Source organism: Paraburkholderia strydomiana (assembly GCF_031456815.1).
Classification (GTDB): domain Bacteria; phylum Pseudomonadota; class Gammaproteobacteria; order Burkholderiales; family Burkholderiaceae; genus Paraburkholderia; species Paraburkholderia caledonica.
In genome coordinates, this window is record NZ_JAVDVL010000002.1 from 176,251 (window position 1) to 191,816 (window position 15,566).

The 15,566-nt window shown below is 63.8% G+C and carries 12 protein-coding genes; 3 read left to right on the forward strand and 9 right to left on the reverse strand.

All coding sequences use genetic code 11. The features are described from left to right. Positions 1–3 precede the first annotated feature (3 nt). From J2W46_RS06355 to J2W46_RS06370, 4 genes are all read right to left on the reverse strand, one after another. Entirely contained in the window at positions 4–459 is a 456-nt protein-coding gene (locus tag J2W46_RS06355) for an acyl-CoA thioesterase (RefSeq protein ID WP_027804867.1), read from the reverse strand. Positions 460–588: 129 nt separating this feature from the next. Beyond that, positions 589–1,119, reverse strand: a complete 531-nt coding sequence (locus J2W46_RS06360; protein ID WP_310352257.1) for an NUDIX domain-containing protein — start codon at positions 1,117–1,119, stop codon at positions 589–591. A 117-nt stretch (positions 1,120–1,236) separates the two neighbouring features. Further along, the gene (locus J2W46_RS06365) at positions 1,237–2,268 is read right to left on the reverse strand and encodes a threonine aldolase family protein (RefSeq protein WP_087754206.1); all 1,032 of its coding nucleotides are present in this window, start codon (positions 2,266–2,268) and stop codon (positions 1,237–1,239) included. 381 nt (positions 2,269–2,649) lie between these two features. Further along, positions 2,650–4,251, reverse strand: a complete 1,602-nt coding sequence (locus tag J2W46_RS06370) for a YbfB/YjiJ family MFS transporter (RefSeq protein ID WP_310352260.1) — start codon at positions 4,249–4,251, stop codon at positions 2,650–2,652. A gap of 192 nt (positions 4,252–4,443) precedes the next feature. Between J2W46_RS06370 and J2W46_RS06375 the strand changes: the two genes are divergently transcribed. After that, a complete protein-coding gene (locus J2W46_RS06375; protein ID WP_310353064.1) occupies positions 4,444–5,403 on the forward strand; it encodes a LysR family transcriptional regulator in 960 nt (319 codons plus the stop codon). A 232-nt stretch (positions 5,404–5,635) separates the two neighbouring features. Here J2W46_RS06375 and alaS read toward each other — a convergent pair whose 3' ends face one another. Then, positions 5,636–8,260 (reverse strand): alanine--tRNA ligase, encoded by a 2,625-nt coding sequence (gene alaS / locus J2W46_RS06380; RefSeq protein ID WP_310352262.1) that lies wholly within the window; start codon positions 8,258–8,260, stop codon positions 5,636–5,638. Positions 8,261–8,605: 345 nt separating this feature from the next. On the opposite strand from alaS, the gene J2W46_RS06385 reads away from it, so the two are divergent. Next, a complete protein-coding gene (locus tag J2W46_RS06385) occupies positions 8,606–9,826 on the forward strand; it encodes a CaiB/BaiF CoA transferase family protein (RefSeq protein WP_087754209.1) in 1,221 nt (406 codons plus the stop codon). Positions 9,827–9,866: 40 nt separating this feature from the next. On the opposite strand, the gene J2W46_RS06390 is transcribed toward J2W46_RS06385, so the two are convergent. Both J2W46_RS06390 and ggt read right to left on the reverse strand, forming a co-directional pair. Next, positions 9,867–10,427, reverse strand: coding sequence for an RBBP9/YdeN family alpha/beta hydrolase (locus J2W46_RS06390; RefSeq protein ID WP_310352272.1), 561 nt, complete (start codon positions 10,425–10,427; stop codon positions 9,867–9,869). 81 nt (positions 10,428–10,508) lie between these two features. Then, complete coding sequence (gene ggt / locus J2W46_RS06395; protein ID WP_310352274.1) at positions 10,509–12,299, reverse strand: gamma-glutamyltransferase; 1,791 nt, start codon at positions 12,297–12,299, stop codon at positions 10,509–10,511. Positions 12,300–12,751: 452 nt separating this feature from the next. On the opposite strand from ggt, the gene J2W46_RS06400 reads away from it, so the two are divergent. Beyond that, a complete protein-coding gene (locus J2W46_RS06400; RefSeq protein ID WP_020069464.1) occupies positions 12,752–14,461 on the forward strand; it encodes a glutamine--tRNA ligase/YqeY domain fusion protein in 1,710 nt (569 codons plus the stop codon). A 161-nt stretch (positions 14,462–14,622) separates the two neighbouring features. Here the strand turns inward: J2W46_RS06400 and J2W46_RS06405 are convergent, their stop codons facing one another. Beyond that, positions 14,623–15,072, reverse strand: coding sequence for an NUDIX domain-containing protein (locus J2W46_RS06405; protein WP_131319818.1), 450 nt, complete (start codon positions 15,070–15,072; stop codon positions 14,623–14,625). Positions 15,073–15,154: 82 nt separating this feature from the next. Beyond that, on the reverse strand, positions 15,155–15,544 hold the full coding sequence (locus J2W46_RS06410) for an RT0821/Lpp0805 family surface protein (protein WP_087754213.1): 390 nt from the start codon (positions 15,542–15,544) through the stop codon (positions 15,155–15,157). Positions 15,545–15,566: the final 22 nt, after the last annotated feature.

A 15,566-nucleotide genomic window follows, 5' to 3' on the forward strand; every position in this document is an offset into this window, starting at 1 on the left:
TGCCTAATCCGCCGCTGTGCCGGTGACAACGCGGATCGGCTCGAGCGCCTCGCGCAGTGCATCGGGCAGGCTCACTGGACGGCGGGTGACGCGATCCACGTACACATGCACGAAGTGGCCGTGCGCGGCGGCTTCGTCGCTGCCTTCCTTGAAGAGCCCCACTTCGTAACGCACGCTCGACGTGCCGAGCCGCGTCACTCGCAAGCCCGCTTCGACGCGCTCGGGGAACACGAGCGGCGCAAAGTAGTTGCAATGCGTCTCGACCACCAGCCCGATCGTTTCGCCGCGCTCGAAATCGAGCACGCCGGCGCGGATCAGATACTCGTTCACCACCGTATCGAAGTAGCTGTAATAGACGACATTGTTCACGTGACCGTAGACGTCGTTGTCCATCCAGCGCGTGGTGATGGCGAGAAAGTGCGGGTACGAGCTTCGTGACGCGGCGGCGGGTTTGGACATTGAGGTGGCTGGGTCGCTTGAGTGGTGGTGTCGGGGTGCGGTTGGGTTTGGGGCGACGCCTGCCGTTGCCGTATGTGCGGCGCCGCTGTCCGGCTCGCCGACGTTACTGGCGACCATGGCCGCTCACGACTATTGCCCCGGCTTGTCGACGAATTCGAACGGCAAGCCGCGCCGCCGCATCCATTCGCCGAGCGCCTGCCCGGTACCGGCGCGCCATGGCCGCAGCTTCGCCGGCTCGACCAGCCGGTACTCGAGCAGTTCCGGCGACAGAGAGATCGTGCCGTTTGCCTTCACGTGATACGCGATGATCAGTTCGTTCTTGCGAATGAATTCGTACACGCCGATCAGCTCGACCGACTCGGCATGCAACGACGTCTCTTCGAGCACCTCGCGCGCAATGCCCTCTTCCGGCGTCTCGCCGTTTTCGAGGAAGCCCGTGATCAGCGCAAAGACGCCCTCCGCCCACGCAGCGTTGCGCGCGAGCAGAATCTTGCCCTCGTATTCGACGATCGCCGCGATCACCGGCAGCGGATTGTTCCAGTGCACGTAGCCGCATCCGGCATCGGGACAGGTCTGGCGGATGCGCCCGCCTTCATGCTCGGCGTCGGCGCGCTCCGTCAACGGCGTCGCGCAGCGGGGACAAAATCGGTATTCGGTCATGGTGAGGTGACTTGGAGGTTCGGTCTTTGCCGGCGCGGCGCGCTGGCGGCGTTGCGGCTTACACGGATTCCCGGCTTCCCGGCTTCCCGGCTTCCCGGTTTGCACAGCGGACGAACTTTACGCCGCGCACAACTCGCGGACTTCGGTCGCGAAACGCTCGACCGTTTCGGGTTGCGTGTCCCACGCGCACATCAGCCGGCAGCCGCCCGCGCCGATGAACTCGTAGAACTTCCAGCCGCGCGCGCGCATGGCCTTCGCGGCTTGCGCGGGCAACTGCGCGAACACCGCGTTCGACTCGCGCGGGAACATGATGCTGACGCCCGGAATTTCCTGCAACCGCGTTTGCAGCAGTTGCGCCATCGCGTTCGCGTGACGCGCGTTGCGCAGCCACACGTCGTTATCGAGCAGGCCGAGCCACGGCGCAGAAATGAAGCGCATCTTGGAAGCAAGCTGGCCCGCCTGCTTCAGTCGGTAGGCGAAGTCGGCAGCGAGCGCACGGTCGAAGAACACCACCGCTTCGCCCACCGGCAAGCCGTTCTTGGTGCCACCGAAACACAGTACGTCGACGCCCGCGCGCCAGGTGATCTCGGACGGATGCACGTCGAGCGCGGCGACCGCATTCGCGAAACGCGCGCCGTCCATATGCACCTTCAGATGACGCCGCTTGGCGATTGCAGCGATCGCGCGCACTTCCTCGACGGTGTAGACGGTGCCGACTTCGGTCGATTGCGTGAGCGTGACGACCTTGGGCTTCGGGTAATGAATGTCGGCGCGGCGCGTGACGACCGCCTCGATCGCATCGGGCGTGAGCTTGCCGCCGATGCCGGGCGCCGTGAGCAGCTTCGAGCCGCCAGAGAAGAACTCGGGGCCGCCGCATTCATCGGTCTCGATGTGCGCGAGTTCATGGCAGATCACTGAGTGGTATGACTGGCAAAGCGACGCAAGCGCAAGCGAATTGGCCGCCGTGCCGTTGAACACGAAGAACACTTCGCAATCGGTCTGGAACAGTTCGCGCAGACGGTCGCATACCTGATTGGTCCAGGAGTCGTCGCCATAGGCCGGTTCGTGGCCGCTGTTGTTGGCGGCGATCAGCGCATGGAGCGCTTCGGGACAGATGCCGGCGTAGTTGTCGGACGCGAAATGTTGCATGGTGAGCAGCGCGGCCGGCGACAGACGCGCGGGGATGACGGAAAGCCGTCATTTTAGTGCTAGAGGGCGGGATTTGTTTTTTGATGGGGTGCGGTTTCGGGGTTGAGCGTGGGTGGTTCGAGCTTGGGGGTCAAGCGTGAGGTTTTTGCGTGGGATCGCGGAAGGGTGTTGTTCGAGGATATTCGCTGGCGAGAATTCAATCGGAGCACGCGGGCAGCGCGTTGTCCGGTCACCGGTCTGCGCGACCGTCGGCAGATTTACCAAGTTATCCGCCGCCGGTGTCCAAGGACAAGTATGCAACCGGAGGACGCGACGGCCCGCTATCTCATCACCGGGCTGCGCGGCGGTCGGCGAACTTACCGCAGGTGTCCAACCTCGGCTTTAACCGCAGCCGCACTCCGGCATGCGCCCTCGCCCGCGAGGAATTCTGGCGACGGCTACAAGACCGCCCGCCCCCAGCAACAACACGCCGGCCGCCAGCCACAAAGCGGGCGAAAACGAACCGGTATGCGCGGCGATCGGCGCGGCGACGAGCGGTCCGATGATCTGGCCGAGGCCGTAGGCGGCAGTCGCATAGCCCATGAGGCCGGCCGCGTCGTCGCCGCGCAGACGCCGTGCCTCGCGCATCGCGAACAAGGTAATTGCAGTAAAGGGCACGCCGATCAGAATGCTTCCGAGTGAGAAGCCGCCCGCGGTCGGCCAGACAATGCCGAGCGCGATACCGCAGGCTTGCAACACGTAACTGCCCGCCAGCAACACGCGATTGTCCAGGTGCAGCGGCAGCCGCGCGGCCAGCAATGCACCGACGATCAACGCAGCGCCGAACATCGGCCAGAACAGATCGGGCCACGGCGAGCCGGGCAGCGCATGGCGGGCGATAACCGGCAGAAACGTCGCGGTAATGATGTAGCCGAAGCCAGGCACACCGTAAAGGACGACGAGCCAGAAGGCGTCCGCGGGATGGTTGCGACGCTCGTCGCCCACGGTCGGGCGGGTTGCGGGGCCATAGTCGCTTCGCGCGGCGGCGTTGGGCGTAGCCGGGGCAGGACTGGGCGCTACTGTTGCATGTGCGGTTGCAGCGGCGGTTGCAGCGGCGGTTGCAGCGGCGGAGACGTTTGCTTCGATGGCGTCAGGCGCGGCGGTGGTAAAACTCTTTGCCGTAGTTACGCCGGAGTTCGCGGCAGCCAGACCCTCCGGCGCCGTTGAGCCGCGCGTCGCCGGACCAAAACTCGATGTGTGTTCTTGGCCGGTGCGTTGACCGGCGCCCGCTACCGTTCCAGTGAACGAGCCGCTAGTCGGCCTTTCGCCCATCGCCCTTTCATTGACTAAAGGCGCAGAGCGGCGATGCGCATTCTCAGCACCCGAACCGGAAGCGGCCGACCCGCCGAACGCGGACCAGACCACCACCGTGAGAACCGCCGAGATCAAGCCAAAGCCGATCCAACCCACCGTCGCGCCATAACCGCCCGCCGCGCTGACCAGCAAGCCGGTTCCGACGATGCCCACGCCCGGCCCCGTGTAAATCACGCCGCTCCATGCAGGCTGACCGAGTTCCGCGAGCCGCCGCAGACCCCATTGCGACGCGAACACGAAAGTCCAGGCGCTCACCGCTCCGGCGATGAACCGCACCGCAGCCCACACCCAGAACTGACTCGTGACGCCCATTGCCAGTGTCAACAGAACGGTCAGTACCAGCCCCGAGCGCACCATCCGGGCGGGCTCGACGCGCAACGCCGCGCAGGTCAAAGCGCCGACGAAATAGCCCGCGTAATTGAACGACGCCAGCCAGCCGCCGTGCTGGATGTCGATCGGCGGCTGACCGAACACGCCGCCGCCGTGCAGCATCAGCGGCAATAGCGGCGTGAACGCAAACCGCCCGACTCCGAGCGCGACGGCCAGCGTCACCATACAGGCGAGCGCTGCGCGCCTGGCGGCATGGGGTTCCGCGGACATGAATTGGGCTTGGGAAGCAGAATCGTTCATGGATGGCCGTTGAAGGAAACGCACGCGACATGCAGGAAGCCGCGCGCCAACTCACCTGAGCTGCCGCGCGGCCGGCCCCAGCGCCGCTCAGCATGCGGGCGGCGCCTGAGCCGAAGCTGTATCCATATTAGCTTGACGATTCAATCATGGAAAATGAATAATTTGGATATCATCCATCGCGAGGAGAGAATCGTGGACTTGGCAGCCTTGACGATTTTTCGGGCAGTCGTGCGCGAAAACGGCGTAACCCGCGCCGCCGCGAAGCTCAATCGCGTGCAATCGAATGTCACCACGCGCATCAAACAGCTTGAAGAGCAGCTCGGGGCGGATCTTTTTATCCGCGACGGGCGACGCCTCGTGCTGACGCCCGCCGGCGAGACGCTGCTGCCGTACGCCGAACGGCTGCTCGCTCTTGCCGACGAAGCACGCCACGCGGTGCGCGCCGACCGTCCGAGCGGGCGGCTGCGTCTGGGCACAATGGAAAGTGTCGCGGCAACACGTCTTCCGGGGTTGCTCGCCCGCTATCACCAGCAATGGCCCGACGTCGCACTTGAACTCGAAACCGGTACGACCGGCAAGCTGATCGAACGGGTGCGCGAATTCGAAGTGGACGCCGCTCTCGTGGCAACACCACTGGACCCGGCGGCGCTTGGCGACTTGTTCGAGACTGTGCCGGTGTTCAGAGAGGAACTGGTGATGCTGACGCCGCGCGGCCATCGGCCCATTCGCGGAGTGCGCGACATCGCGCTATCGACGCTCGTTGCGTTCGAGCGCGGCTGCGCCTACCGGGCTTACATCGAGAAATGGTATCTGGAGCACGGCGTGAGGCCGGCGCGGGTGCTGGAACTCGGCTCGTATCATGCGATCGTGGCTTGCGTGGCCGCGGGCGCCGGGGTGGCGGTTGCGCCCCGCTCGGTGCTGGGACTGCAAGCGGACGCGAGCAACATCGCCGTGCATGACTTGCCCGACATCGGTGTGATCGAGACATTGCTCGTTTGGCGACGTGGGCATTTTTCGTCGGCCCTCAACGCGCTTAAGCAGACTCTGGTCGCGCAGGAGGGCGCCGGGGTTGTGACGGCGGAGGTGGTTGCGGGTGGAGGTTCAGATGCTGATCCAGGCGTTCGCGCTGGCGTGAGCGCTGGCGTCGCCTGATTTTCGCTACAACGCTGGACACACGGCGAGTATCTGAAATTGGCCGGTAGACGCGTCACGCCGCCGTATCTCGCTCCCCAACGGTAAGCCCGAGACGCTAACCGAACGCCGACGCAGCAAAAAAATTGGGTCACCCGCCACGCCGACAATCCGGCGCACCGCGTGACCCACTTCAGATCTTTTCAACGAGGTTCGGCTCGATCCAGCGCATAACAGCCGGATCGAAACCCGATCAAAGCTGCGCTTCGACCCACCCCTTCACACCAGCAAGCGCTGCGGGCAGATTTGCCGGCTCGGTCCCGCCAGCCTGCGCCATATCCGGCCGGCCGCCGCCCTTACCGCCCACCTGCTGCGCGACGAAGTTGACGAGCTCGCCCGCCTTGACCTTCTTGCTCGCGTCCGCGGTGACCCCGGCGATCAGGCTGACCTTGCCGCCTTCGACGGAAGCCAGCACGATCGCCGCGCTCTTCAGCTTGTCCTTGAGCTTGTCCACCGTTTCGCGCAGCGTCTTCACATCTGCGCCTTCGAGCGTGGCGGCCAGAACCTGCACGCCGGACACTTCGATCGCCTGACCGGCGAGTTCGTCGCCCTGGCTCGACGCCATCTTCGACTTGAGCGCGCTCAGTTCCTTCTCAAGCTGCTTCACCTGATCCTGCACCTGGGTGATGCGCTGCGTCAGTTCGGACGGTTGAGCTTTCAGCACGGCCGCCGCGGCATTGATGCGCGCGTCGAGATCCTGCACGAAGCGCACGGCGTTGTCGCCCGTGATTGCTTCCACGCGACGGATCCCTGCCGCCACACCGCCTTCCATCACGATCTTGAAGAGACCGATGTCGCCGGTGCGTTGAACGTGCGTGCCGCCGCACAACTCGCGGGAGAAGCCCAGGTCGAGCACGCGCACTTCGTCGCCGTATTTCTCGCCGAACAGCGCCATGGCGCCGCCTTTCACCGCTTCGTCGAACGGCATGACGCGCACGATGCCCGGTGCGTTCGCCAGCACTTCGGCGTTGACGATTTCTTCGACGCGGCGGATCTGCTCGTCTGTCATTGGCGCGTTGTGTGCGAAGTCGAAACGCGTCTTGTCCGGATCGACGAGCGAGCCTTTCTGCTGCACGTGCGAGCCGAGCACTTCGCGCAACGCCTTGTGCATAAGGTGCGTGGCCGAGTGGTTGCGGGCCGTGCGGGCGCGGCGCACCGCGTCGATTTCAGCCTTGACGACGTCGCCCACCTTCAGCGTGCCCTGTTCGAGGGTACCGTGATGACCGACCACGTCGGCCTGCACTTTCAGCGTGTCGGATACCGCAAAGCGCACGCTTGCGTTGGCGAGCAGGCCCTGATCTCCAACCTGGCCGCCCGACTCTGCGTAGAACGGCGTGTGGTCCAGCACGACAACGGCCTGCTGCCCGTGTGTGACTTCCTGCACCGAAGCACCATCGACATAAAGCGCGGCAACCTTCGCGTCGTCGAAGATTATTTCTTCGTAGCCGTGGAACGTGGTTTTCGCGCCCGAATATTCGAGCCCTTGCGCCATCTTGAACTTGCCCGCTGCGCGAGCCTGTTCGCGCTGACGCGCCATGGCTTCGTCGAACGCTGCTTCGTCTACCGTCACTTCGCGCTCACGACATACGTCGGCGGTCAGATCAAGCGGGAAGCCATACGTATCGTGCAGCTTGAACGCAAGTTCGCCGTCGAGTGTCTTGCCGCCCTTCTTTTCGAGGTCGGCCAGCGCGTTTTCGAGAATCGACATGCCGTGCTCGATCGTCTCGAAGAAGCGTTCTTCTTCCTGACGCAGCACGTCGGTCACGCGCTGTTGTGCGTCCTTCAGTTCTGGATACGCGCCGCCCATTTGCGCGACGAGATCGGCCACCATGCGATGGAAGAACGAGCCCTTCTTGCCGAGCTTGTAGCCATGACGGATGGCGCGACGCACGATACGGCGCAGCACGTAGCCGCGACCTTCATTGCCGGGAATCACGCCGTCGACGATGAGGAACGAGCACGCGCGAATATGATCGGCGATCACTTTCAGCGAGTTGTTCGTGAGATCGCTCACGCCGGTTTCGCGCGCGGCAGCCTGAATGAGCGCCTGGAACAGGTCGATCTCATAGTTGCTGTGCACGTGCTGCAACACCGCGGCGATACGCTCGAGACCCATGCCTGTGTCGACGCACTGCTTGGGCAACGGCGTCATGTTGCCTTGCGCGTCGCGATTGAATTGCATGAACACGAGATTCCAGATCTCGATGTAGCGGTCGCCGTCTTCTTCCGGCGATCCCGGCGGGCCGCCCCACACGTCCGGGCCGTGGTCGTAGAAAATTTCCGAGCACGGGCCGCACGGGCCAGTGTCTGCCATTTGCCAGAAGTTGTCCGACGCGTAACGCGCGCCCTTGTTGTCGCCAATGCGGATGATGCGCTCTACCGGCACGCCGACTTCTTTCGCCCAGATGTCGTGCGCTTCGTCGTCTTCGTGATAGACGGTGACCCACAGCTTGTCTTTCGGCAGCTGGTACACGCCCGTCAGCAGTTCCCACGCGTAGTGGATTGCGTCACGCTTGAAATAGTCGCCGAACGAGAAGTTGCCCAGCATTTCGAAGAACGTATGGTGGCGCGCGGTATAGCCGACGTTTTCCAGATCGTTGTGCTTGCCGCCCGCGCGCACGCTGCGCTGCGCGGTAGTGGCGCGCGAATACGGACGCGACTCTGCGCCGAGGAACACATCTTTGAACTGCACCATTCCCGAATTGGTGAAGAGCAGCGTCGGGTCGTTGCCGGGCACAAGGCTCGACGAGCGAACGATCGTATGGCCCTTCGATTCGAAGAACTTGAGGAATTTCTCGCGGATTTCGGCGGCTTTCATAGCGTGCGGGGGACGGTCCTGACTGTTTCCAGACTTTTACCGGCGGCATCGGAAGATGCGCCAACTGTTTGTTTCTTAAACGACTGATTATACGGGATCGGCGGCCTTGCGCGGCGCGCTGCCGCGTGGTTAGCCGTTCGGCCAGGTCGCACCGGGTAGTGTGAGACACAGGACGCGCCAAGCCGCGCATGGGTCCTTGCGTGGCTCTTGCAGCGCTTGCGAGAATTGCGCGTCATTCGTCTTATGACGTTTGGCCGACTGCGCCGGCGCCCGCGAATCGCTTAAGATTGCCCACATACACGGTGCCTTGCGCGCCGGCCGCTTACATAGGAGACATCGACAAACATGGGCGCTCTCAGTCATATCCGCGTGCTGGATCTCACCCGCGTGCTCGCCGGCCCCTGGTGCGCGCAGACGCTTGCCGATTTCGGCGCAGACGTGATCAAGATCGAACGCCCCGACGTGGGTGACGACACGCGGCACTGGGGCCCTCCGTACCTCAAGACGCCCGAGGGCACGGACACGCGCGAGGCGGCCTACTATCTCGCCGCGAACCGCAACAAGCGCTCGGTGACCATCGACATCGCGTCGCCGGAAGGTCAGCGGATCATTCGCGAACTGGCCGCGCAAAGCGACGTGGTGCTGGAGAACTACAAGGTCGGGCAACTGAAGAAATACGGCCTCGATTACGCGTCGCTGAAAGAAGTGAAGCCGGATCTGATCTACTGCTCCGTAACCGGATTCGGGCAGACGGGACCGTATGCGCAGCGCGCGGGCTACGACTTCATCGTACAGGGGATCGGCGGATTCATGAGTATCACCGGCGAGCGCGACGGCCAGCCGGGCGGCGGCCCGCAAAAGGCCGGGGTGGCGATTGCCGATCTCATGACCGGCATGTATTCGACCATCGCCGTGCTCACGGCTCTCACGCACCGCGACCGCACCGGGGAAGGCCAATATATCGACATGGCATTGCTCGACGTGCAGGTCGCCATGCTCGCCAACATGAATTCGAACTACCTCGCGAGCGGTCAGCCGCCAGTCCGCTGGGGCAACGCGCATCCGAACATCGTGCCGTATCAGACGTTCCAGACGAGCGACGGCTGGATCATCGTCGCGGTCGGCAACGACGGCCAGTTCCGCAAGTTCGTCGAGGTGGGCCAACGCCCGGAACTTGCCGAAGACGAGCGTTTCGCGACCAATCCCGCGCGCGTGCGGCATCGCGAGGTGCTCGTGCCGATCCTCGCAGAAATGGTCCGCTTGAAGGGCAAGCAGGACTGGATCGCGGCGCTCGAGGCAGCCGGCGTGCCGTGCGGTCCGATCAACGATCTCGCCGAAGTGTTCGAAAACGAGCAGGTGGTGGCGCGCGGCATGCAGGTCGATCTGCCGCATCCGTCGGGCGGCACCGTCAAGCTGGTGCGCAATCCGATCAATATGACGGGCACGCCGCCACAAGCGCTCACGCATCCGCCCACGCTCGGAGAGCATACCGAAAGCGTTCTGCGCGACGTGCTCGGTTACGGCGACGAACGGATCGCGGCGTTACGCGGGCAATCCGTGATTTGAGAAATGCCCGCTTCCGCGCGGGCTGCCTCTCGTCCCGCGCTCAAGCGGAAGCGCGCAGCGCAGCGAGCCAGCCGCGCGCCTCCTCCCAATCGCCGAGCCCGCTGTCGGCATTGATATGTCCGCGGGGACCCACGTCGATCCAGCGGCTGCCCCACGCGTTTGCGCAGGCTTGCGAGAACGGCACGCCGCCGTATGGATCGTCGCTACTCGCGACCACGATGCTCGCAAACGGCAAACGCTCAGTCGGCACCGGCGCGAATCCGCTCGCGTCCTGCGGGAAGTTCGCTCCAGCGGGATCGGGAATGGCGATCAGCAACGCGCCCGCAACTTTGCCGAGCTGGGCGACGCTCGCGTACTGCGTGGCCCAGAACGCGGCCGTCAGGCAACCGAGGCTGTGGGCCGCGAAGACGACCGGACCATCAGCGGCTGCCACCGCTGAGTCGAGCGCGCGGCACCACGCATCGCGCACGGGATAATTCCAGTCAGGCATCTGCACCCTCGCGAATGCGGGATCAAGAGCCTCCCAGCGCGTCTGCCAATGCCCTGCGCCGGAGTTCTGGTAACCCGGCAATACGAGTACGCCCGGCTGTCGTGCGTTCATTGTGTTCCCCGTAGATTTTGTTTTAGCGCGCAATCGCGGCCGACCGCTATCAGCGGTGGCCAGCTGCAACGCGTCGAGCGCTCAACGTATCACACGTCCTGTTCCCATGCCACGTGGATCGGCGGCCGGCTCGGGCGTCGTGCCGTCGATGCGGATCATCTGCACGTCGCCGTTGAACGACTGCCCTTCCAGCGTGTAGCCCAGGTCCTGCAGCGCGGTGGCGAGTTCGCCCGTAATGGGATGATAGGGCTCGAAGTAAATCGTCTTGGGCGGCAGTAACTGATGATGAAAGCGCATCGCGCCGAGTGCGTCGCCGGGCGGCATATTGAAGTCGTAGAGATCGGTCATGACCTGGAAGATCGACGTGAGAATGCGCGATCCGCCGGGCGTCCCGATCACGAGCGACACCTTGTTGTCCTTCAGCAGGATGGTCGGCGTCATCGACGAAAGCGGGCGGCGGCCCGCCGCCACCGTGTTGAGTTCCGCACCGGCGGCAGCCGTGGCACCCGTCGCAGCCATCCCACTGGTCGAGCCAGACTGGCCCGCGGCGCCGGCCTTCGTCACGAAGTCGTCCATCGCGTCATTGAGCAGGAAACCCGCGCCGTCGACCACCACGCCCGAGCCGAATTCGCCGTCGAGCGTCGTGGTGTTCGACACCGCGTTGCCCCACTTGTCCACGACAGAGAAATGCGTGGTCTGCGCTTTTTCGGGTACCGCGTCGCCCAGGCCGGGTTTGACCGGCGTCGCGCCTGGCGCTTCGTCCGCACTGACTTCGGAGGCGCGCTGGCTAAGGTAGGCGTCGTCGAGCAGTTTATCGACCGGCAGCTTGTACGAATCCGGGTCGCCCAGGTACTGCTGGCGATCGGCGAACACGCGGTCTTCGATCTGCGCGACCAGATGGATATACGGCGCGGAGTTCAATTCGAGCCCGTCGAAAGCCGGCTTCAGATCGGCCTTCATTTTCAGCATCTGGATCAGCCCCACGCCGCCCGAACTCGGCGGCGGCGCCGTCAATACCTGATAGCCGTTCCAGTTTGCAGTGAGCGGCTGACGCCACACGGCCTTGTATTGCAGCAGGTCACCCTTCGTGACGAAACCATGCCCGTACATCTGCTGCGCGAGCAGATCGGCGGTGCGCCCTTCGTAGAACTCACGGCCGCCGTCGCTCGCAATCCGTGAGAGCGTTTGCGCCAGTTCCGGCTGCCGATAAGTGGCGCCGGCTTTCATGCCCGAGAAATAGGCGTCGAAGTTCGTCCTGCCGGCGAAATTCTTCGCCGCCGCGTCACGCTGCTGCTGGAGCCGGGGATCGACCTGAAAGCCTTCAGTGGCGTAGCGGATGGCGGGCGCGAGTACCTGCTTCCACTTCAGCTTTCCAAAACGCTGCTGAGCCTGCCACATACCGTCGACGCTGCCCGGCACAGCGACCGCGCGATGGCCGATGGAGCTCATGCCCGGCGCGACGTTGCCTTTGTCGTCGAGATACATGTCGCGCGTCGCCTGCTGCGGCGCGCGCTCGCGGTAGTCGAGAAAATACGGCTTGCCGTCGACGAACAGCGTCATGAACCCACCGCCGCCGAGGTTCCCCGCATCCGGCCGCGTGACGGCCAGCGTGAACGCGATGGCCACGGCGGCGTCCACCGCGTTGCCGCCTGCGGCGAAGATTTGCTGCGCGGCGTCGGCGCTGTAGCGATCCGGCGCGGCCACCGCGGATGCATCGAACACGGCTTTAGGCTGCGGCGTTTTGGCGAACACCGCGGCGGGCGCGACGATGCACGCAGCGAACGTGGCCGATAACGTGGCGGCCGCGATCAGTCGCGCGAACGAAGTAAAGGCAAAGGGCGCGCGAGGCGCGTCGTGCGTCAAGATTGGCATCCGAGGAACTCCGGCAACTAAGGGCGCCATGTTGCACGAACAGAAAAAGTCCGAGCAAGGCGAGACGGAACGTGCGGCTTGCGTGAGCGCAGCGCGAGGCGGATGCGCCGCCACGGCGCATGCGGCACCGTTCTTGAATGATCGGCGGGCGCTGAGGCGGCCTGACGGGCAACGCGCGTTTCTTGCGCCCGCGCAGACCCGCGCCGACCGGCATGCTAAGTCGCTGTCAGGCGCTGAACAAAACGATTTACCTCCTGTTACAGCCGGTCTGCGCATCGAACTGCGCCCGAACTGCCGCGCAGGTCCTCGCATAACTCGCGGCGCGGCGCGCCATGAAAGCCGCTCGAACGTCGGCTGCGCGCCGCACTCGCCTGCCGCATCGTGCCTCGTCAGGTAGAATTGTCGGATAAGTGGGCGTATTGCGCGCCCCCGACAGACTTTCACCATCTCGCATGAATACCGAACGCAACGACGCGCCAGCGGCATCCAATTTCATCCGCAACATCATTGACGACGACAACCGTACCGGCAAGTGGGGCCAGCGCGTCGAAACGCGCTTTCCGCCCGAGCCGAACGGCTATCTGCACATCGGTCACGCCAAGAGTATCTGCCTGAACTTCGGCGTGGCGCGCAGCTATGGCGGCGTATGCCATCTGCGCTTTGACGACACCAATCCGGAAAAGGAAAGCGTCGAATACGTCGATTCGATCATCGACGCCGTGCGCTGGCTCGGCTTCGAGTGGCAGAAAGACGGCAAGGAACATCTCTACTACGCGAGCGACTACTACGACAAGCTGTACGAATTCGCCGAGTTGCTCATTCAGCGCGGCAAGGCGTATGTCGACAGCCAGTCCGCCGAGGAAATGCGCGCGAACCGCGGCTCGGCTACCGAGGTCGGCACGCCCTCGCCCTTCCGCGAGCGTTCGGTGGAGGAAAATCTGGACCTGTTCCGCCGCATGAAGGCGGGCGAGTTCAAGGAAGGCGAGCACGTGCTGCGCGCGAAGATCGACATGTCGTCGCCGAACTTCAACATGCGCGATCCGGTGCTTTACCGGATCCGCTTCGCGCATCACTACCGCACGGGCGACAAGTGGTGCGTGTATCCGATGTACGACTACACGCATTGCATTTCGGACGCACTGGAAAACATCACGCATTCGCTGTGCACGCTCGAATTCGAAGACCACCGTCCGCTGTACGACTGGATTCTGAACGAGCTGGCCGAAGCGGGTATTTTCACGCGCCCGCTGCCTCAGCAAATCGAATTCTCGCGTCTGAACCTGACGTACGCGATCACCAGCAAGCGCAAGCTGCTGCAACTCGTGAACGAAGGCCACGTGGATGGCTGGGACGATCCGCGCATGCCGACCATCGTCGGCGTGCGGCGTCGCGGGTTCACGCCTGAGTCGATCCAGTTGTTCTGCGAGCGTATCGGCGTAACGAAGGTCGATTCCTGGATCGACATGAGCGTGTTCGAAGGCGCGCTGCGCGACGATCTCGACGAAAAGGCGCCGCGCATCGCCGCCGTGCTCGACCCGCTGAAACTGATCATCGACAACTTCCCTGAGGGACTCACCGAGCCGTGCAGTGCGCCGGTGCATCCGCATCATCCGGAACAGGGCATGCGCGAGTTTCCGATTTCGCGCGAGCTGTGGATCGAGCGCGACGACTTCACCGAAACGCCGCCGAAGGGCTATTTCCGCCTCTTCCCGGGCAACAAGGTGCGTCTGCGCTACGGCTACGTGATCGAATGCACGGGTGCGGAGAAGGACGAGAACGGCAACATCGTCGCGGTGCATTGCAACTACTTCCCGGACAGCCGCTCGGGCACCGAAGGCGCGAACAACTACAAGGTCAAGGGCAACATTCACTGGGTCAGCGCGGCAGCCGCGTGCCCGGCCGAAGTGCGCATTTACGACCGCCTCTTCAAGGAACCGCAACCGGACGCAGGCGGCCGCGATTTCCTCGAAGCGCTGAATCCCGACTCGAAGCGCGTGGTCAACGCCTACCTCGAACCTGGCGCGCACGGCACGTTGCCCGAACAGCGCTATCAGTTCGAGCGTCACGGTTACTTCGTCGCGGACCGCGTGGACTCGCAGCCGGGCAAGCCCGTGTTCAACCGGATCGTGAGTTTGCGCGACAGTTGGGGCAAGCCGGCGTAAGCGGCGAAGACAACGGCTAACGGCAGCGTCGCCGCTTCAGAGGGCGTTAGCCGCGCACCAGTGATCGACCAGGGCGTGCATCTGTTTCATCGGATGCACGCCTTTTTCTTTGTGCGTGCCTTCTCGCGTCGGGAATCGTCAGCAGAAGCGCTGCCGCACCGCTATAACGACCGATGCAATTCCGTCAGTGAAAGCGTGGTTTGAAAGAGCCGCGCGAGGCTGCGGCTCGCGTACTTTTCCACTTCGTCGGGCGCGGTCCAGCGATACGCATCCATCTCGGGAATCAGCTTACCGTCCGAGCGGCGCGGAAACAGCGACGTGCATGTGTAGGAACTCAGGTCGAGTTCATCGACGGTGGCGCGCGCTGCGAACAGATGCAGATCCTTGTCGCGCCGGTAGACAAAGAGGCCCAAATCCTTCAGACGCTCCGGCTCGATTGCGACTCCTGTCTCTTCGACCATCTCGCGCAGCGCGGTGACGTGCGGGGCCTCGCCTTCCTCGCCATGACCTTTCGGAATGTCCCAGTGCGATGTCTCGGTGGCATGCGCGAGCAGCACGCGGCCTTCAGGATCGAGTAGCACGATGCCGCACGAGACGATCCGCGGGCTCATCGACGCTCCGACCCCGTTCGACTCACGGCATCCGTGCGGGCTCGCGAACGACCCGCCGGCATTCCAACGACTGGATGCATGCCTAGTTCTTCTTCTGCAACTGCCACTTGCCGCCGCCCTGCTTGCAGAACTGCGGGCGCAGGTTCATGGACTGCCCTTTTGCATTGAGCACGACACCGAGGTCGCGACACGTGCGCTCGCCTTCCTTCGACGTGCTCGCGATCGTAATGGTCGCGTCGATCTTCACGCTGTTGCGCGTGCCTTCATTGACCCATGTGATGCTTTCGCCGTCGTGCTTCTGATCGAGCGCGGCGAAGACCGCCTGCTTGATCGACTCGACGTCGCGCTCTTTCATATAGCTGATCGGCGTGTCGTTGAGGAAACCGAGATTCGCCGCTTGCGCGCCGATGGCCGCTCCAAGCAGGAGACCGGCGGCGGTCAGTTGACGGAGTGCACGAGTTCGCATCGACATGAAGGGGCTCCTCAGATACGTT